This window comes from Microbacterium sp. JZ101 (genome assembly GCF_053903175.1).
This window is the reverse complement of sequence record NZ_CP096400.1, coordinates 16154-35110: the sequence shown is the minus strand read 5'-3', so window position 1 is coordinate 35110 and position 18957 is coordinate 16154. Positions and strand designations below refer to the sequence as shown.

Annotated in this window: 16 protein-coding genes; 7 read left to right on the top strand and 9 right to left on the bottom strand. The window is 72.7% G+C overall.

The window, feature by feature from the left end:
* Window positions 1–39: 39 nt before the first annotated feature.
* The 4 genes from M1D56_RS00170 to M1D56_RS00155 form a co-directional block, all read right to left on the bottom strand.
* Window positions 40–2847, bottom strand: coding sequence for a hypothetical protein (locus M1D56_RS00170; RefSeq protein WP_456284265.1), 2808 nt, complete (start codon window positions 2845–2847; stop codon window positions 40–42).
* On the bottom strand, window positions 2844–4715 hold the full coding sequence (locus M1D56_RS00165; protein ID WP_456284264.1) for an HSP90 family protein: 1872 nt from the start codon (window positions 4713–4715) through the stop codon (window positions 2844–2846). Before M1D56_RS00165 ends, M1D56_RS00170 begins: the two co-directional genes overlap by 4 nt.
* 65 nt (window positions 4716–4780) lie before the next feature.
* Complete coding sequence (locus M1D56_RS00160; protein WP_421074796.1) at window positions 4781–5692, bottom strand: serine hydrolase; 912 nt, start codon at window positions 5690–5692, stop codon at window positions 4781–4783.
* A 125-nt stretch (window positions 5693–5817) separates the two neighbouring features.
* The gene (locus M1D56_RS00155) at window positions 5818–7785 is read right to left on the bottom strand and encodes a M13 family metallopeptidase (RefSeq protein ID WP_456284263.1); all 1968 of its coding nucleotides are present in this window, start codon (window positions 7783–7785) and stop codon (window positions 5818–5820) included.
* Between the two features lie 69 nt (window positions 7786–7854).
* Between M1D56_RS00155 and M1D56_RS00150 the strand changes: the two genes are divergently transcribed.
* Window positions 7855–9180: an MATE family efflux transporter gene (locus tag M1D56_RS00150; protein ID WP_324013232.1), complete on the top strand. Its 1326-nt coding sequence runs from the start codon at window positions 7855–7857 to the stop codon at window positions 9178–9180.
* Between the two features lies 1 nt (window position 9181).
* Here M1D56_RS00150 and M1D56_RS00145 read toward each other — a convergent pair whose 3' ends face one another.
* The 3 genes from M1D56_RS00145 to M1D56_RS00135 form a co-directional block, all read right to left on the bottom strand.
* Entirely contained in the window at window positions 9182–9649 is a 468-nt protein-coding gene (locus M1D56_RS00145; RefSeq protein ID WP_271172591.1) for a VOC family protein, read from the bottom strand.
* 78 nt (window positions 9650–9727) lie between these two features.
* Window positions 9728–10366, bottom strand: a complete 639-nt coding sequence (locus tag M1D56_RS00140) for a TrmH family RNA methyltransferase (protein ID WP_456284262.1) — start codon at window positions 10364–10366, stop codon at window positions 9728–9730.
* A gap of 281 nt (window positions 10367–10647) precedes the next feature.
* Window positions 10648–11841 carry a Gfo/Idh/MocA family protein gene (locus M1D56_RS00135; protein WP_324013234.1) on the bottom strand — a complete coding sequence of 398 codons (1194 nt, stop codon included), beginning with the start codon at window positions 11839–11841 and terminating at the stop codon, window positions 10648–10650.
* 129 nt (window positions 11842–11970) lie between these two features.
* Between M1D56_RS00135 and M1D56_RS00130 the strand changes: the two genes are divergently transcribed.
* The 5 genes from M1D56_RS00130 (at window position 11971) to M1D56_RS00110 (ending at window position 16421) form a co-directional block, all read left to right on the top strand.
* Complete coding sequence (locus M1D56_RS00130; RefSeq protein ID WP_271172588.1) at window positions 11971–12603, top strand: metal-dependent transcriptional regulator; 633 nt, start codon at window positions 11971–11973, stop codon at window positions 12601–12603.
* Between the two features lie 81 nt (window positions 12604–12684).
* Entirely contained in the window at window positions 12685–13605 is a 921-nt protein-coding gene (locus M1D56_RS00125) for an ABC transporter ATP-binding protein (RefSeq protein ID WP_271172587.1), read from the top strand.
* 11 nt (window positions 13606–13616) lie between these two features.
* Window positions 13617–14435 carry an ABC transporter permease subunit gene (locus M1D56_RS00120; RefSeq protein ID WP_271172586.1) on the top strand — a complete coding sequence of 273 codons (819 nt, stop codon included), beginning with the start codon at window positions 13617–13619 and terminating at the stop codon, window positions 14433–14435.
* A 67-nt stretch (window positions 14436–14502) separates the two neighbouring features.
* Window positions 14503–15768, top strand: coding sequence for a sensor histidine kinase (locus tag M1D56_RS00115; protein WP_456284261.1), 1266 nt, complete (start codon window positions 14503–14505; stop codon window positions 15766–15768).
* Complete coding sequence (locus tag M1D56_RS00110; protein WP_456284260.1) at window positions 15765–16421, top strand: response regulator transcription factor; 657 nt, start codon at window positions 15765–15767, stop codon at window positions 16419–16421. The genes M1D56_RS00115 and M1D56_RS00110 overlap by 4 nt, the downstream gene beginning before the upstream one ends.
* Window positions 16422–16452: 31 nt before the next feature.
* On the opposite strand, the gene M1D56_RS00105 is transcribed toward M1D56_RS00110, so the two are convergent.
* Both M1D56_RS00105 and M1D56_RS00100 read right to left on the bottom strand, forming a co-directional pair.
* The gene (locus M1D56_RS00105) at window positions 16453–16767 is read right to left on the bottom strand and encodes a hypothetical protein (RefSeq protein ID WP_324013241.1); all 315 of its coding nucleotides are present in this window, start codon (window positions 16765–16767) and stop codon (window positions 16453–16455) included.
* A 117-nt stretch (window positions 16768–16884) separates the two neighbouring features.
* On the bottom strand, window positions 16885–17874 hold the full coding sequence (locus tag M1D56_RS00100) for an SDR family NAD(P)-dependent oxidoreductase (RefSeq protein WP_456284259.1): 990 nt from the start codon (window positions 17872–17874) through the stop codon (window positions 16885–16887).
* 117 nt (window positions 17875–17991) lie between these two features.
* On the opposite strand from M1D56_RS00100, the gene M1D56_RS00095 reads away from it, so the two are divergent.
* On the top strand, window positions 17992–18810 hold the full coding sequence (locus M1D56_RS00095; RefSeq protein WP_282978413.1) for an HAD-IIA family hydrolase: 819 nt from the start codon (window positions 17992–17994) through the stop codon (window positions 18808–18810).
* Window positions 18811–18957: the final 147 nt, after the last annotated feature.

Genomic DNA, 18957 nt, shown 5'->3' with positions numbered 1-18957 from the left:
GGCCTTGAGCGGTACCTGGGCACCCGTGCGCAGCGGCCCCTACGCGACGCTCGCGCGCACCTGCGCCGCCTCGGCGCCGCGGCCCAGCCCGTCGAGCAGGTCGGCGAGCTCGAGGCTGATCCCCGTGTGCGCTGCCGTGCCGACCGACACCCGGTCGCGGGCGCTCGCCATCACCGCGACGGCCTCGTCGGCGCGGTCGGCCGCCGCCAGACCGCGCGCGGCGTACACCTCGCCGCCCGCTGCCGTCATGACGTCGCCCTCGCGCGCGAGCACGTCGGCCGAGGCGAGGAGGACGCGCACGCCCTCGTCGAGGCGGCCGGCGTCGACGAGGAAGCGCCCCTTCGTGTCCTGCACGTTCGCGGCGTACCAGACCGCGTCCTCGGCCTCCGCCTGCGCGGTCGCCGCGTCGAGGTCCGCGAATCCCGCCTCGTCGCCGCCCATCAGCCGCGCGCGGCCCATCCCATGCAGGAGCGCGGGCATCCCCCGGAAGCCCTCGACGCGCCGCCCGTGCTCGAGCGCGCGCTCGAACGCGTCGCGCGCGTCGGGGTCGCCGAAGCGGAGCAGCAGCTCGCCGAGTGCGGAGCCCGCCTCGGCGGCCAGCCCGAAGGCCTCCGCCCCTTCCGCGAGGTCGATCGCCTCGCTCCACGCGCGGTACGCCATCCCCGGCTCGTCGTTCGCGAGGGCGGCGTGCCCTAGATGGAGACCGGTCTCGGCCACCGCCTCGGGAGCCGCGCCCGTCGCCTTCTCCTCGAGGTAGACCGTCTCGAGGTTCTCCAGGCCGGCGGCCGCCTGACCCGCCTCGAGCTGGATGCGCGCGAGGTTGAACCGCAGGCCGACCGTCGGCAGCTCAGCCCGCTCGGCGTGGCGCAGGGCGAACTCGACGCGCGCCGCGGCCTCCTCGGGCCTCCCGAGGTCGCTGAGGATCATGGCGGTGAGCTGTGCCGACGACGCGATGAGGCCCGCGACGTCGATCGCGACCGACTCCGCGAGAAGCCGCTCCGCGAAGCCGAGCGCCTCGTCGAAGCGCCCCTGACCGCCGAGCACCTGGGCGCGCAGGCGCAGCTCGGAGAACAGCGGCCACCCGGCGTTCGCGGGGTCGTCGATGCGCGACGCGGCGAGCGCGTCGGCCTCGTCCGCTCGTCCGAGCTGGATGAGCGCCTGGAGTCGCTCGCTCTCGAGCGCGTGGTGCAGCAGGAGCGGGTCGCCGGCGGGGAGCAGGACCTCCGCCTCGTCGAGAGCGGCGAGCGCGGCCTCGGGCTGCTCGGCGCGCAGGCGGGCGGCGCCGATCGTGATGAGCAGGTCGGCGACGACCGTCGACGGCAGGTGCGCGGCGCGTGCGCGCTCGATCTCCGCCTCGAGCACCGGGATGTCGTCGGGGGTGCACCGGCCGAGGAGCAGCAGGCCGAGACGCTCCTCGAGGTCCGCGTGCTCGGCGAGGCCGTGGGCGCGCAGGGCCGCGGTCCGCAGGGCCAGAGTGGCGCGGGCGGCCTCGTCGTCGCCGCTCTCGAGCTGCGCGTAGAGGAGCACGCGATGCAGCTCGGCATCGTGGTCGCTCTCTCCGAGCGCGAGGCCGGCGGCGACGGCCGCACGCACGCCATCGAGGTCGGCCGCGAAGAGGCGCCGACGGGCGCGCGTGAGCCATCCGGCCGCGTCAGCGGGCTCGGCGTCGTCGGCGACGGGCGGCGCGTAGCTCTCGCCGCCGAACGGCGCCTCCCAGCGCTGCGCGCTCAGGCCCCGCTTGCCGGCCAGCGTGCGGGCGAACCAGTCGTTCCCGTTGCGTGCGTCGAAGCGCGCCGCGATCGTCTCGGCGGCCGACCAGGCGGCATCCCGCAGCTCGCCCGCGGTCCGCGGCCCGTCCGCTGCGCCCAGGAGCGGCTCGAGGGTCGGATGGTCGGAGCCGCGCACCCGGGTCGCTCCCTCGCCCTCCTCGACGACCGCGTCGAGGAGGACGCCGACGGCGGCGAGTCCCGAGAAGTGGTTCGCCTCGTGGAAGGGGTCGTGCGCGAGCCCGTCGATGTGCCGCTCGAGCAGCTGGAGCCCGCGCGCGAGGTTGCCGGTCACCGCGCAGAAGACGAGGTGGTTGGCGATGATGGGGAAGCCGTCCGGGTTGGTTCGCGCCGCGCGGTAGCTGCGGGCATGCGCGGCGAGCGCCTCCTCGACGCGCCCCGCCCTCAGGAGCGGGAGCAGCGCCTCCGACTCGGCGAACTCGGGCTCCTCCCCGCACGAGAGGCCCTGCTCGAGGATCTCCTCCCACAGCCGGATGGCCCCGGCATCGTCTCCCCGCAGCTGGGCGAAGGTCGCGTCGCTCGAGCGCACGCACGCCTCGCAGTGCGAGTAGTCGTCTCGCTCGAGTCCGTCGCGCTCGATGAGGAAGCGCGCGGCCGCATCCGGGTCGCCGAGCAGCAGCGCGACGTCGTGCCGGGACTGCAGGACGCCGGTCTGGCCGACGCCGGCCTCGCGATAGCGCCGCTCCATGTCGGCGTGCAGCGCGGTGACGCGCTCCCGCGGGAACCGGCTGTTGCTCGCGAGCCGCCCGGCCATCCACTTGTACTGGAACAGCAGGTCGACGTGCACGCCGGGATCGATCGGAAAGCGCACGGGGTCCGCATCGTGCTTGCCGACGCACCATCCGAACGACGCGAGCATCGTGTCGGTGTCACCCGCCATGTGCGCCGACGGGGTGAGGTGCATGCGCGCGCGATAGGCGAGCTCCTCTTCTCCTGCCTCGTCGGCGAGCCGCACGGCCTCGTCGAGCAGCGCGCGCTCCTCCGGTCCGACCGGAAGCTCCGCCGCCTCCTCGAGAAGCCGCTCGATCTTCCGCGCCTTGCGGCTTCCGGGTGCGCTCATGCCTGTTCCCCTTCGAGGTCTCCGGCGATCCCGACGCTCAGGGTCACCATGTCGTTCATCGCCGACGTCAGCATCCGGCGATCGGCCGCGGTGAGCGGCCGATGCGACGCGAGCAGCGCCTGCACGTACAGCAGCTTGACCGTGCGGTCGAAGACGAGGTCGTCGCCGAGCGCCGCGAGGCGCGCGACGAGCGGGCTCGTCCAGTTCAGGCAGAGGCGCACGGTCGCGGCCTCCCTGCCGTCCTCGCGGCGGCGCTCCTCGATGAGGGCGCTCACGTCGCCGAGCACGTCGCCCCAGATCCCGCCGGATGCGACCTCGCGCGCGCTGTCGCGCTCGATGCGGCGCACGACCTCGGGATCCACGACGCAGAGCGCGGGCAGCTCGGCGGGAGCGAACCCGCGAGCCGAGACCGAGCAGCCCACCTCGGCCAGCGCGGCCGTGGCACGCTCCTCGAGCGCGACGGCCCTCGCCCGCTCGGCGAGCGGCGGCGGCGTGAGCTCGTCGAGGAGCTCGCTCACGGTGACCCGCGAGACGGGGAAGTCCAGCAGCTCGGGCAGCCGCCGCAGCAGCGCGGCGTCGTACGCGTATCCGCCGTTCACGACGGGAGCGTCGGACGGCACGATCGCCGCGACCTGGCGGAATTCGTCGACCGTCTCGGCGTAGCGCGCCCCGTCGTGCCGCCGGGTCAGGTCGGCGATCGTCATGTCGCCCACCGATGTCTCGACGGTCAGCCACGGCAGCACCGTGCGCGCGAGCTCGTCGTCGTGCGCCGCCATCGCCTTGAGCGCGAGCTGGTGCACGGCGAGGAACTCCTGGAACTTCCACGGCCGGGTGGTCGCCTGCCGCAGGATCCACGCGCGGATGGCGGCACCCAGCTGCTCGCGCGTGTGCTCGAGCGCGGGGTCCTCCACGAAGGCCTCGCGGCTCGCGGTCGGCGAGAGCCCCGTCGTGTCGAGCACGCATCGGGCGAAGAAGGCCCAGTCGGGCAGCAGGCCGTCCAGGTGCTCGCTCACGAGCATCCGGCCCAGGTGCACCGTGCTCGCCTGGCGCGCACCGGGAGGCGGCGCGAACGGGAGCACGAACGCGACGCCCTCCGTCCCCGTCCCCGGGACGGAGAGCGGGATGACGTCGAGCGGCCGCCGGCCGAGCAGCTCCGTGCCCAGCGCGAGGAGCGCGTCGGACGGCTCATCCGCCGCGGCCCCGAGGAAGACGGGCGTGCGGGTGACGGTGTCGAGCGTGCCGTCGTCGTTGCGGATGGCGACCGAGACCGGCAGGTACTGCCCGAAGCGCGTCGCGAGGGCCCGGACGCGGTCGGGCGCGAGCAGAGCCGCGTCGTCGGGGCGCGGCTCCAGCACGATCTCGGTGCCCACGGCCATCCGCGCGGTCTCCTCCGGGTCGAGCTCCCGGATGCCGAACTGCCCCGACGCGTCGCCGATCCACTCGATCGCGGGGGCGCCCTTCGCCGATCGGCTGCGCACGACGATCCGGTCGGCCACCATGAAGCAGCTCAGCAGGCCGATGCCGAACTGGCCGAGGTAGTCCGCGCGTCGGGCCTGCAGGAGGTCGTCGCGCTTCGACGAGCGCCCCACGGTCGACAGCAGCTCGGCGGCCTCCTCCGCCGTGAGGCCCACGCCGTTGTCGCGGAAGCGGAAGGGGCGTCCGGAGGCGGCCGGCTCGATCTCGAGCACGCCGGCGGGAGCCCCTCCGTCGAGGTCGCGGCGCGCTCGGATGGCGTCCCGGCCGTTCTGGAGCAGCTCGCGCAGGAAGACCTGGGGGCTGGAGTAGATGTGGCGGCTCAGGAGGTCGACGACCCCGCGGAGATCGACCTGGAAGGGCCGGACGTCAGGGGCACCCGATTCGAACCGCACGCGTCCAGCCTACGGATGTCGGTGAACTCCCGGTGCGCGCGGGGCCGTCAGGCGACGGGAGTGCCTCAGACGACGTACTCCATGAGCTCGCGACCGAGTGCCCGGAACGCCTCGTGCGCGCGGTCGCGGTGCAGGATCCCGGCGTCGTCGAACTCGACGAAGAGCGCGTAGGCCACGGCGCCGCGCGCTCCCGCGAGCACGCCGGCCTCGGCGCGCACGTCGGGCGCCCTGCCCGTGCGATTGAGGAAGAGGAGCCCGTGGGGGTCGTCGTCGTGAGCGAACGGGTCGAGCCCCGTCGCGCTGCCCACGAGGCTGAGATCGTGACCCTGCGTCAGCCATTCCGCGACCTGCGCGCTCACCGCGGCGTTCACGACGCGACCCGACACGATGTCGGCGAAGAGCCGCGCGAACTCGCGCGCCGTTCCGAGCGCGACGTGCGGGGCATCATCCGGCCCTCGCCGTTCGCGGAAGTGGTCGAGCAGGGCCGACCGCGGCATCCCGAGTGAGACGAAGCGCCGGGTCACCCTCTCGTGCCCGACCCGGTCCAGCAGGGCATTCGCGGCGAGCGCGTCGTCGGTCGTGGCGGCGAGGATCGCGAGGTCGCCGGCGGGGAGCTCGCGCGTGCGCAGGTGCCGCCACACCCCCGACATCCGCACGGGGTCGAGCGGATCCCGCGCGACGATCTCGTCGGGATCCAGCTCTCCGGCGTCGAACTGCGCGGCGGCCTCGACGAGCAGCGGCACCGTGCCCACGCCGCCGACCGGCAGGGTCACGTGGTCGTCTCCGCTCAGCAGCACCGTCTCGCGGTCGAGGTCGACGACGTGCACGCCGGCACGGGCGTCCGCCGCGACGAGGGCCTCGATCGAGCGGAGCGTCGCGGTGAAGGTCGGCTGCAGGATGGCACGGCGACGCAGGCGGCGCGCCTCCCGACGCTCGCCTCGTAGCGAGACGGCTTCCTTCTGAGGCTCGATGGCCACGGGTCCCTTCCCATCCGCTCGCACCCGCGAGCGGCGACGTCGGGGTGCTCTCGGCGACGCCCGCTCCGCGATGGATGCAGGTGTGTCTCGATTATGCCCGCGCGGGAGCCGCCCTCAGCGAACTCTCACCAGATCGTCACGCGCTGGTCCTCGGGGAGCCACAGCGCGTCGCTCGGCTGGACGTCGAAGGCGGCGTAGAACGCGTCCACATTGCGCACGATCTGGTTGCACCGGAACTCGTTCGGCGAGTGCGGGTCGATCGTGAGGAGGCGGATGGTCTCGGCCTCGCGCGACTTCTGCTGCCACACCTGCGCCCACGACAGCAGAAGGCGCTGTACACCGGTCAGGCCGTCGACGATCGGCGCCTCCTCGCCGCCGAGCGAGAGCTCGTAGGCCTTGAGGGCGATGCCGAGACCGCCGAGGTCGCCGATGTTCTCGCCGATCGTGAGCGCTCCGTTGACGGTGTGCGACGCGTCGAGGCCCTGCGGGACGAGGGCGTTGTACTGCTCGATGAGCGACCGGGTGCGCTCCTCGAAGGCGGCGCGGTCCTCCTCGGTCCACCAGTCGTTGAGCGCACCGGTCCCGTCGTAGCGACTCCCCTGGTCGTCGAACCCGTGGCCGATCTCGTGCCCGATGACGCCGCCGATGCCGCCGTAGTTCGCCGCGGGGTCGCGATCGGCGTCGAAGAACGGGGGCTGCAGGATCGCCGCGGGGAAGACGATCTCGTTCATGAGCGGGTTGTAGTACGCGTTCACGGTCATCGGCGTCATGAACCACTCGTCGCGGTCGATCGGCTTGCCGACCTTGCCGAGCTGCCGGTCGTGCTCGGCGATGTTCGTGCGGCGGACGTTGCCGATGAGATCGGTCGCGGTGATCTCGACGGCGTCGTAGTCGCGCCACTTCGCGGGATAGCCGATCTTCGGGGTGAAGGTGTCGAGCTTCTCGAGCGCCTTCTCGCGCGTCGCAGGGCTCATCCACTCGAGCGTCGAGATGCTCTGGCGGTACGCCTCGGTGAGGTTCGCGACGAGCTCGTCCATCGCGGTCTTCGCGCTCGGCGGGAAGTGCCGCTCGACGTAGACGCGGCCGATCGCGTCGCCCAGCGCTCCCTCCGCGAGCGACACACCGCGCTTCCAGCGCTCGCGGATGGTCGGCACGCCGGTGAGCTCGGTGCCGTAGAAGGCGAAGTTCTCATCGACGAAGTCGTCGGACAGGTACGGCGCGAGGGCGTGCACGACCTGGAACCGCAGCCACGCCTTCCAGTCGTCGAGGCGCTCGGCGACGAGGAGCGAGCCGAGGCCCTCGAGCGCCGAGGGCTGGTAGACGACCGCCTCGGCGAACACCTCGGGCCTGCCCGGCGCGACCGCGTCGCGCCACGGCGCGAGGTCGACGCCCGCGAGCTGCTGGATCTCGTCCCACGACTTCAGGTTGTAGGTCGCGACGGCGTCGCGGCTGCGGACGTTGTCCCAGTGATGCGACGCGATGTCCTTCTGCAGCGCGTAGAGGCGCTCGGCCTGGCCCGCGGCGTCGTCGACGCCCGCGAGCTCGAGCAGGCGCTCCACGTGACGGCGGAACGCCGCTCGCGTGCCCTCGAAGTTCTCGAGGCGGAAGTAGCTCTCGTCGGGGAGCGAGATGCCCGACTGGACGAGGAACGGGACGTAGCGCGTGGGGTCGCCCGGGTCGGGCTCCACGAACACGCCGATCGGGCCGCCCAGACCCTCGCGGTCGAACTCGCCGGCGGTGCGCAGGAGCGACGCCACGTCGGAGACCGCGTCGATGCGCTCGAGGAGCGGGACGAGCGGAGCAGCCCCGAGTGCGGCGATGCGCTCGGTGTCCATGAAGCTCGAGTAGAGGTCGCCCACCTTGCGCGTCTCGGTGCCGGGCTCCGCGGCCTGCGCCTCCTCGACGATCGCGCGCACGTCCTTCTCGGCCTGCTCGGCGAGCTGGTGGAAGGCGCCCCAGCGCGCCTTGTCGCCCGGGATCTCCGTGCGATCGATCCAGGCGCCGTTGACGTGGCGGTACAGGTCGTCCTGCGGCCGGATCTCCTCACTGAGCTCGTCGAGGGCGATACCGGAGGGGAGGGATGCAGCCGTCATGCGCTCCATCGTATGCACAGCCCCGGACGCGGGCGCCGCGCTCGCGTCCCGCCTCCGTCCTAGGCTCGGATGGTGACCGCCCGCCGCTCCCTCGACCGCGACATTCTGCGGCTCGCGGTCCCCGCTCTCGGCTCGCTCATCGCCGAGCCGCTCTTCCTCGCGGTGGATGCGGCCATGGTCGGGCACCTCGGCATCGACGAGCTCGCGGGCCTCGGCATCGCGTCGGCGGTCCTCACCACGATCGTGGGCCTCATGGTGTTCCTCGCGTACTCCACGACCCCCGCGGTCGCGCGCCGCTTCGGCGCGGGGGACGTCCGCGCGGCCGTCTCGGTCGGCATCGACGGCATGTGGCTCGCGCTCGGCATCGGCGCCGTCCTCGCGGTCGCCGGGACCTTCGCCGTCCCCGCGCTCGTCGCGGCGTTCTCGCCGGACGCCGCGGTCGCCGGGCACGCCGAGGCGTACCTCGGGATCTCGATGTGGGGTCTTCCCGCGATGCTCATCGTGTTCGCCGCGACGGGCCTCCTGCGCGGGCTGCAGAACACGATCGTGCCGCTGTGGATCGCGGGCGCGGGCTTCACGCTCAACGCCGGGGTGAACTGGCTGCTCATCTACGGGCTCGGATGGGGCGTCGCCGGGTCGGCGGCCGGAACCGTCCTCGTGCAGTGGGGCATGGTCGGCGCCTACGTCGTCGTCATCGGGCGGCTCGCGCGACGCCACCGCGCGACGATCCGTCCGCACCGCGAGGGGCTCGGCGGCTCCGCCCGCTCAGGCGGATGGATGTTCCTGCGCACCGTGAGCCTGCGCGTCGCGACGCTCGGCACGGTCTGGGTGGCGACCGACCTCGGCACGCGCGAGCTCGCCGGATGGCAGGTCGTCTTCACGATCTTCTCCACGACGGCGTTCGCGCTCGACGCGCTCGCGATCGCCGCGCAGGCCCTCGTCGGCAAGGCGCTCGGCGAGAGGGACCCGCGGCAGGTGCGCGCCGTGCTCGGCCGCACCGTGCTCTGGGGCGTGTGGGGCGGCGTGGCGGCCGGCGTCGTCATCGCCGCGCTGTCGGGCGTCATCGGCGTCGTCTTCACGGGCGACGCGGAGGTGGCCGCCGACATCCAGCCCGCGCTCCTCGTGCTCGCGGTCTCGCAGCCGATCGGCGCCTTCGTGTTCGTGCTCGACGGCGTGCTCATGGGCGCGAACGACGCCCGCTACCTCGCGATCGCGGGAGGCCTGAACCTCCTCCCCTACCTGCCCGCGCTCATCGCGCTCGCGTGGCTCTCGCCATCCGGACCGGGAGCACTCGCGTGGCTCTCCGCGACCTACTACGGGGTCTACATGCTCGCGCGCGGCGTCACGCTCGGCGCGCGCATCCGCGGCAGGGCGTGGATGGAGCAGGCCGCGTAGCTCAGGCGCTCTCGAGCTCGGCGATCACGACCTTCTTCTGCTGCATCATCACCTGGATGGCCGCGGGGCTGCTCACGAGCTCGCCCATGTTGCGCGGGATGATCTGCCAGCTGACCCCGAACCGGTCCTTGCACCATCCGCACTGCTCGGCCTCGGGCACGTGCGACAGCGCCTCCCAGTAGCGGTCGATCTCCTCCTGCCCGTCGCACGAGACGACGAACGACACGGCCTCGTTGAAGGTGAAGAGCGGCCCGCCGTCGAGGCACACGAAGTCGACGCCGTTGAGCGTGAACTGCCCGTTGAGGACCTTCCCGCTCATGCCCGTGAAGTGGGCGTCGAGCTTCTCGTCGGGGTACTCCTCGATGCTGCGGATGCGCGAGTTCGGGAAGACGGAGACGTAGTACTCCATCGCCTCCCGCGCGTTGTCGTCGAACCACAGACACGGCTGGATGCGGGCGAGCTCGGCCATTTTCGGACTCCTTCGGCGTCGACGGTCGCTGACGCCGCTCACGCTACGCCCGCGCGCGGGTCGCGTCGAGGGGTGGCGTCAGGCGTCGCGCGCGTGCCGCCGGGCCCACTCGTACATGACGATCGCACCCGCCGCGGAGGCGTTGATCGAGCGCGTCGAGCCGTACTGCGTGATCTCGATGTGGCCCGAGGCCGCGGCGAGCGCCTCGTCCGTCAGGCCCGGCCCCTCCTGGCCGAAGAGGAGCACGCACCGCTCTGGCAGCTCGGCCCTGTCGACGGGCACGGCGTCGCCCACGTTGTCGACCGCGATGATCGGGAGCCCCTCGCCCGCGGCCCAGGCCGCGAACGACGCGACATCCGGATGGTGGACCACGTGCTGGTAGCGGTCGGTCACCATCGCGCCGCGCCGGTTCCAGCGCTTGCGGCCGATGATGTGCACCGACTCGGCGAGGAACGCGTTGGCGCTGCGCACGATCGACCCGATGTTCATGTCGTGCTGCCAGTTCTCGATCGCGACATGGAACGGATGGCGACGCGTGTCCAGGTCGGCGACGATCGCCTCCATGCGCCAGTAGCGGTACCGGTCGACGACATTGCGCGAATCGCCGTTCGCGAGGAGCTCGGGGTCGTAGTGATCGCCCTCGGGCCACGCGCCGGGCCAGGGCCCGACGCCGTGCGTCGACGCCTCGCGGTGGGGCTCGGGCTGCGGGTCCGTCACCGGACGAGGCTACCGGGTGTCAGCGCACAGGGCCCGGCGCCCGGTCCTCCTGTCGGACTCGTGGGGCTGGTGTGCGCATGTCGACCCCACCCGGCGACACCAGCCCCAGCCATCCGAATCCGCACACGCACACCGGCCCGGCGCCCGGTCCTCCTGTCGGACCCGTGGGGCTCGTGTGCGCGTGTCGACCCCACCCGGCGACACCAGCCCCAGCCATCCGAATCCGCACACGCACACACGCCGGCACACCCACGCAACACGGGGCCGCTGCCCGAGCCCGCTCAGCGCACGTGACCCGTGTGTCCAGGGACGACGGGGGTCTCGACCCACTGCCCCGACGCGGCCGACTCCTCGGCCGCGGTCAGCACCTGCGCCGACGCGAGCCCATCGTGGATGGTCGAGGTGTCGGATGGCTGACCCGCCACCGCGAGCAGGAACTTCTTCGCCTCGATCGTCTTGAGGTCGTCGTAGCCCATCGACGTGCCGGACCCCGGCTGGAAGCGCGCGAACTCGGGGAAGGTCTCGTCGGCGAGCAACCGGGTGTACCCGAGACTCTCGCCGGGGCGGCGGATGGCGAGCTCGAGCTCGTTGAGGCGCTCGAAGTCCCAGCGCAGCGAGCCCTCGGTGCCGAACACCTCGATCGCGTACTCCGCCTTGGGGCCGACCGCGAGCCACGAGGCGTCGAGCGTGCCGAGCGCGCCCGCGGCGAGCGCGGAGTCGTCGAAGCGCAGGAGCATGTTCGCGTAGTCGTCGTTCTCGACCGGGAGCATCCGCCCCTCGTCGGGCGTCCCGGCAAGGCCCGGGCGCTCCGTGATGAACGTGCCGGTCGACGCGGTCACCGAGCCGATCGGGCCGAGCAGGAAGTGCACGAGGTCGACGAGATGGCCCATGAGGTCGCCGAGCACGCCGGATCCGCTCGTCTCGCGCACGAAGCGCCACGCGCGCGGCGACTGCGGGTCGGCGCTGAAGCCGCCGAAGAAGCGACCGCGCACGTTCGTGATCCGGCCGAGGGCGCCCTCCCCGATCAGCTGGCGCGCCCGCTGGATGGCCGGCGGCTGGCGGTAGTTGAAGCCGACGGCCGACTGCACGCCCGCGTCGACGACGGCGTCGCGGATGGCCGCGGTCTCGTGCGCACCGCGCCCCGCGGGCTTCTCGATCCAGATGTGCTTGCCCGCCCTCGCGGCCGCGACGCCCACCTCGGCATGCAGGAAGTTCGGCGCGCAGATCGAGACGACGTCGACGTCGGGGTTCGCGAGCACCTCGCGATAGTCCGCCACGGCGCTCTCGTAGCCCAGCACATCCGTCGCGTGCGAGCGACCCGCCTCCGCGGTATCCGCGGCCTGGACGAGGCGCGGCCGCAGACCGAGCTCGGGGTAGACGAAGGGGACCGACCGGTAGGCGCGGCTGTGCAGTCGGCCCATCCAGCCGACGCTGACGAGTCCGACGCCGATCTCGCGGACGGGGGATGCGGTCATCGACGACCTCCGGGGCACGGGCGACGACGACGTCGCGGGAACGGGACCGCACCACGCTACGAATGTGCATCCCTTTTGTCAAGACATTAGCTCTTTCAGCACGTCCGCGCGTCGCCGTAGGCTGATCGCGTGGCTTCACCCGCGGCGGACGACTACCTCAAGACGGTGTACTCGCACACCGAGTGGCAGGACGACCCCATCACGCCGTCGGTGCTCGCCGGGAAGCTCGGCGTCGCCCCGTCGAGCGTGACCGAGATGGTGAAGAAGCTCGCGGCGGCCGGCCTTGTCTCGCATGTGCCCTACGGCGCCGTGCGGCTCACGGAGGAGGGCGAGCGTCGCGCGATCGGCATCATCCGCCGGCACCGTCTCATCGAGACGTGGCTCGTGCGCGAGATGGGCTACGGCTGGGACGAGGTGCACGACGAGGCCGAGGTCCTCGAGCACGCGCTGAGCGACCGGCTGCTCGAGCGGATCGACGAGCGCCTCGGGCGCCCGTCGCTCGACCCGCACGGCGACAAGATCCCGGATGCCGAGGGCCAGATCGAGCGCGAGGCCTTCGTCCTGCTCGCGGATGCTCCGGTCGGGCACGTCGGCCGGGTGCTGCGCGTGCGCGACCGCGACCCCGAGCTCCTGCGCGAGATCGAGGGCGCCGGCATCGACGTCGGCCGCGAGGTGGCGGTCACCGAGCGCGGCGTGCTGCTTGACGGCGACGACGTCGTGCTGCCCGAAGGTGCGGCCGACGTGATCTGGCTCACGGCGTAGTACCGCAGTACCGCTCCGCCTCGCGAACATCCGCCTCCGCGCCGACGCGGCAGGGCACCTGTCCTCCGTAGCGTCGGAGGCATGATCACGGCAGAGAACCTCACGAAGCGCTTCGGCGCCAAGACCGCCGTCGACGGCATCTCGTTCGAGGTGCGGCCGGGGCAGGTCACCGGCTTCCTCGGGCCCAACGGCGCGGGCAAGTCGACCACCATGCGCATGATCGTCGGCCTCGACCGGCCAGACGCCGGCTCGGTCACGGTGAACGGGCGCCCGTTCGCGCAGCACGCCGCTCCCATGACCGAGGTCGGAGCGCTCCTCGACGCGAAGGCCGTCCACCCAGGGCGCACGGCGGAGGCGCACCTGCGCATGCTCGCCGCGACGCACGGCATCGGGATGGCCCGGGTCGCCGAGGTCATGGAGCTCACGGGCATCGCCGGAGTCGCGAGGCGCCGCATCGGCGGCTTCTCGCTCGGCATGCACCAGCGCCTCGGGATCGCCGCGACCATGCTCGGCGACCCGCACACGCTCATCCTCGACGAGCCCGTCAACGGCCTCGACCCCGAGGGCGTGCACTGGGTGCGCGGGTTCGTCCGCTCGCTCGCGGCGGAGGGGCGCGCGATCTTCCTCTCGTCGCACCTCATGAGCGAGATGGCGCAGACCGCCGACCACATCATCGTCCTGGGCAAGGGCCGCATCCTGGCGGATGCACCCGTGGGCGACTTCCTGCGTGGGTCGGAGCGCGAGCGCACGCGCGTCCGCTCCTCCGACGCGCGCCGGCTGGGTCTCCTCCTCGCCGACCCGGGCGTCGCCATCACCCAGGCGGCCGCCGACACGCTCGACGTCGAGGGCCTGCCCGCGGCGCAGATCACGCGCGTCGCCGTGAACGCCGACATCGACGTGCACGAGCTCGTCCCCCTGCGCGGCTCGCTCGAGGAGGCCTACCTGGCTCTCACGGGCGACGCCGTCGAGTACCGCAGCGACCCCGCCGCTCTCGCGGCCTGAACGGAGTTCCCATGACCGCCATTGCCGCGGCTCCGCGCCGCACCGCCTCTCTCGGCGCCCCGCGCCTGACCTTCTCCCGCCTCGTCCGCGCCGAGTGGATCGGCCTGACGAGTCTGCGCGGCACGATCGCCTCGCTCGTCGTCGGGACCGTGCTCGTGCTCGCCGTCTCGGTCGGCATGACCGCCCTGCTCCTCGCCGTGAACGGCGACCCGGCGGGCGCGCCGCCCGCGCTCATGATGACCCTCGGTGCCGCGACCGTCGCGCAGATCATCGCCGTGCTCGTGGGCGTGGGCGTCTTCGCGAAGGAGCACGCGACAGGGTCGCTCCGCACCCAGCTGGCGGCGGCACCGCGCCGCGTCGCGACGGTCGGCGCGAAGGCCGTGGTCGTCGCCGTGAGCACGTTCGCGTGGTCGCTCGCCTCGCTGCTCCTGTCGTTCGCGGGCGTCGTCGCCGTCGGCGCCGTCTGGGGCGTCGAGCCCGCCCTCGACGACGCGCTCACGGCCATCCTGCTGCCGATCGTCGGCGCGGCGCTGTTCACGGCGCTCGTCGGCGTGCTGTCCCTCGGCGTCGCGGCGCTCCTGCGCTCCGAGACCTGGTCGGTCACGCTCGTGCTCGTGTTCCTCCTCGTGCTCCCGACCGTGCTGCTGACGCTGCCGTTCGAATGGGCGCCGACGATCCACGACGCGCTCATGGCACCCGCCGGCGACGCCCTCATGACGCCGAACGCAGACGTCGACGGCGAGACCGTCCGCGACATCGCGATCGCCTTCGCGTGGCCGATCGCGGCACTCGTCGCCGGGATGGCCGTGGTCCGCCGCCGCGACGCGTGACCATCCGCTCATCGGGCCGATGGCCCCGTCCCGCGCGGGACGGGGCCATCCGCATAGGGTCGGAGACGTGAGCAGCGCAGAGGGCACGAGGACGAGCGGGCTGGACCTCGCCCTCCCCCGCCCTCCCGGCGTCGTCCGGCGATGGGTCGATCGCCATCCGCGGATCGTCGACGTCCTCATCGTCTTCACGTGCCAGATCGCGCCGGCCCTGCTCACGCTCGTGCTCGCGGCCGCGGTCCCGGAGGACTTCCCTCTCGACGGATGGTCGGCAGCGGGCGCCGCCGCATCGATCGCCGTCGGCTCGGTCGCGCTCGTCGTGCGGCGCGAGCGCCCCTTGCTCGCCGCGATCGTATGCGGCAGCCTGGCCGTCCTGCCGCTCCCCTTCAGCATGGGCGGCCATCTCGCCGTCTTCGTCGCGCTCTACGCGCTGGGCGTCCACAGCACGCCGCGGCGCACCTGGATCGGCTACGGGATCGTGGCGGCGGTGACGGTGATCGTCTCCGGCGTGGCGACGTGGCTCACCCTCTCGGGTGCCGTGCTCCCGGAGGACCCCGACATCAGCCCCGCGGCCACGGCCGTCCCGAACGCGATCGTCTACCTCGTCCCGACCCTGCTCGGGCTCTCGGTCGGCAACCGCCGCCGGTACATCGACGCGATCATCGCGCGGGCCGCCGACCTCGCGCGCGAGCGCGACCAGCGCGCGCAGCTCGCGGTCGCAGACGAGCGGGCGCGCATCGCGCGCGAGATGCACGACATCGTCTCGCACAGTCTCACGGTGATGGTGACCCTGTCGGAGGGGGCGGCGGCGCAGGTCGAGACGGGCGGGCCGCGCACCGCCGAAGCCATGCGCCTCGTGGCTGAGACCGGCCGGTCGTCGCTCGCCGAGATGCGGCGTCTGCTCGGCGTCCTGCGCGCGCCCGACCAGGCGGCGCAGCTCGCGCCGCAGCCGGGCGACGCGGATCTCGAGGTCCTCGCCGAGCGCTTCCGCGAGACGGGCCTCCCCGTCCGCCTCACGCGGATCGGCACCCCGATCGCCGACCGCGCGCTGCAGCTCGCGGTCTTCCGGATCGTCCAGGAGGGCCTCACGAACGCCCTCCGGCACGCGCCGGGCGCGCGGTACGCGGCCGTGACCATCCGCCGCGAGGACGGGATCGTGACCGTCGAGGTGCGCAACGACGCGCCCGCGCGGCAGAGCACCGCGCCTCCCGGGCGCGGGACGGGCATCATCGGGGTGCGGGAGCGCGCCGCTCTGTACGCGGGTCACGTGGACGCGGGGCCGACGGCGGATGGCGGATGGCTGCTGCGCGCGCAGCTGAAGGAGGAGCAGGGATGACCGGGGAGCGGATCCGCGTCGCGATCGCCGACGACCAGCAGCTCGTGCGGATGGGGCTGCGGATGGTGCTCGACGCCCAGCCCGACATCGAGGTGGTCGCCGAGGCCGAGGACGGCGAGCACGCCGTGGCCGTGGCCAGCGACGGCGGGGTCGACGTCATCCTCATGGACGTGCGCATGCCGCGGCTCGACGGGATCGCGGCGACCGAGCGGATCGCGGCCGCGGGGCCCCTCCCCAGGGTGCTCGTGCTCACGACCTTCGACCTCGACGAGTACGCGTTCGCTGCCCTGCGCGCAGGCGCGAGCGGCTTCCTCCTCAAGGACGCGCTGCCGGCCGACCTCCTCGGCGCGATCCGCGCCGTGCACGCGGGCGACGCCGCGCTCGCGCCGAGCGTCACCCGCCGGATGATCGAGCAGTTCACCGCGCACGCCGCACCGCGGCCATCCGCCGAGCTCGATGCGCTGACGCCGCGAGAGCGCGAGATCTTCGCGGCCATCGCCGAGGGCCTCACGAACGACGAGATCGCCGCGCGGTTCTACCTCGCGTCGTCGACCGTGAAGACGCACATCGGGCGGCTTCTGCAGAAGCTCGGGGCGCGTGATCGCGTGCAGCTCGTCATCCTCGCCTACGAGGCGGGGATCGCGGGCCGCTGACGCGTCAGCGGCCGGCCACGCGCGCCCTTGTTCACGACGGCTCGTCGCCTTCCAGAATCGCGGCGACGCCCTGCGGTCGAATCCTCGAATGATCGGCGATCTGATCGCGTGTCATGCCTGTCCTCGCCAGCTCCGCGACGAGGGGCGCCAGCTCCTCGAGGATCTGCCGGTGATCATCGCCCCTCCGCGCCGAGGCGATGATCCGCTCGACCTCGCCCAGAAGCTCGCGCTGCCTTTCGGATGGCCGGAAGGGGGCCGTCCCTGCGTGGATCGTCCAGCCCCTTCTCGCTTCCACCGGGGGCCGGTCATTCCGGGCGGAGCGCGGGTCCGCAGACGGGTCAGACATGATGACCTCCTTGTCAGCGCAACGTACCAGTGCCTCGATCGCGCCATCCATCAGGACGCGCGCCCGAAGCGCCCCTGCGCGGGTTTGCAATCGCGGGGATCGCGGGCAGCTGACGCGTCAGCGGCCGGCCAGGCGCGCCGCGCGCGTGAAGGGCCACTCCATGCCCGAGAGCCGCTCGCAGGTCTCCCAGATCCGCTGGCGCACCTCGGGGTCCGCCGACGTGCGCGAGGGCTGCTGCCGGGTGGGCTCACCCCGCGTGATGAGCCGCGGCCCCCAGTACTCGCCGCCCGTGATGGCGGGATCGACGAGCGCGCGCACGAGGGAGGCCGCCCCGCGCTCCTTGGACTGCGCGATCGGGGCCTGGAGGCCGTCCTTGAAGCGCTTCCACGCACTCGGCTCGTTCACGCCCTGCACGCGCGGCGTGCGTCCGCCGATCGAGTACCCGGGATGCGCGACGACGCTCTCGACGGGCACGCCGGCGTCGCGCAGGCGCACGTCGGCCTCGATTCCGAGGGCCTGGACGACGACCTTCGACTGCACGTAGGCGCGATACGCGTGGTACCCGCGCTCGAGCTGGATGTCGACGGGATCGTATGCGCCCATGCGGGTCGACATGCTGCCGAGCCACACCATGCGCGGCGTCCAGGTGCGGGTCGCCGACTTCGACAGGGTCGTCAGCAGCTCGGCGGCGAGCACGAAGTGCCCGAGGGCGTTCGTCGCGAGGACGAGCTCGCGGCCGTCGCGGGTCGTCTCCCGCTGCCGCGGGGTGTGCACGATGCCCGCGTTCAGCAGCACGCCGTCGAGGCGCTGCCGCTTGAAGAGGCCGCCGCGCACGCTCGCGGCCGCCGCGCGGATCGACCCGGTGTTGCTCACGTCGAGGAGGAGGGTCTGGACCGAGGCATCGGGCACCCGAGCCTCGAGTGCGTCGTGCGCTGCGGCGAGCTTGTTGGGACTGCGCCCGCTGAGGATGACGTGGGCGCCTGCGCGCGCGAGCTGCTCGCTCGCGAAGTAGCCGAGACCCGCGTTGGCGCCGGTGATGAGGTAGGTGCGGCCGGTCTGATCCGGCAGGCGCGCCGGATCCCAGCTCCGGGGCGCGTGTTCGGTCACGAGACGAAGATACGCCGAACGGCATGCCTTCGGGAGCATGCCGCGAGCGCGCGCCGGAAACCGCGTCCCGGCGCGCGGAGCATCGCGGGCGGGCCGCACGCTCTCTAGGCTGATGCCATGGCGCGACGCGACGAAATCGAGTGCTGGCTGACCGACATGGACGGCGTCCTCGTGCACGAGGAGCAGCCCATCCCCGGCGCGTCCGAGCTGCTCGCGCAGTGGCGCGACACCGGCACGCCGTTCCTCGTGCTCACGAACAACTCGATCTTCACGCCCCGCGACCTCGCAGCGCGTCTGCGCGGCTCGGGCATCGACGTCCCCGAGGAGCACATCTGGACGAGCGCCCTCGCGACCGCGGCGTTCCTCAAGCAGCAGAGCCCCGGCGGCTCGGCGTTCGTCATCGGCGAGGCCGGCATCCTCACGGCGATGCACGAGGCCGGGTTCATCATGACCGAGACGAATCCCGACTACGTCGTGGTCGGCGAGACCCGGAACTACTCGTTCGAGGCGCTCACGAAGGCCGTGCGCCTCATCAACAACGGCGCCCGCTTCATCTCGACGAACCCCGACGCGACCGGGCCGAGCGCCGAGGGCGTGCTGCCCGCGACGGGCGCGATCAACGCGCTCATCACGAAGGCGACCGGCAAGGAGCCCTACATCGTCGGCAAGCCCAACCCGATGATGTTCCGGTCGGCCCTCAACCGGATCGGCGCGCACAGCGAGAACACGGGCATGATCGGCGACCGCATGGACACCGACATCGTCGCGGGCATCGAGGCGGGGCTGCACACCGTGCTCGTCATGACCGGCATCAGCACGCGGACCTCGATCGAGCAGTACCCGTTCCGGCCCGACGAGATCGTCACCTCGGTCGCGGAGCTGCTCGACCCCGAGGTCGAGGGCGAGGGCGGCGCCGAGCTCGACGCGGGGGTCTGAGGATGTCCGAGCGCGACCTGCTCTTCGCCGCGACGTTCGTCATCACGGCCGGCACCCTCGTCGCGTTCGTCTGGCAGTACATCCGCCGCAATCGCGACGACGACTGAGCGCCTCGACGTCGAGGCTCCTCCCGGGGTCCGCCGCAGG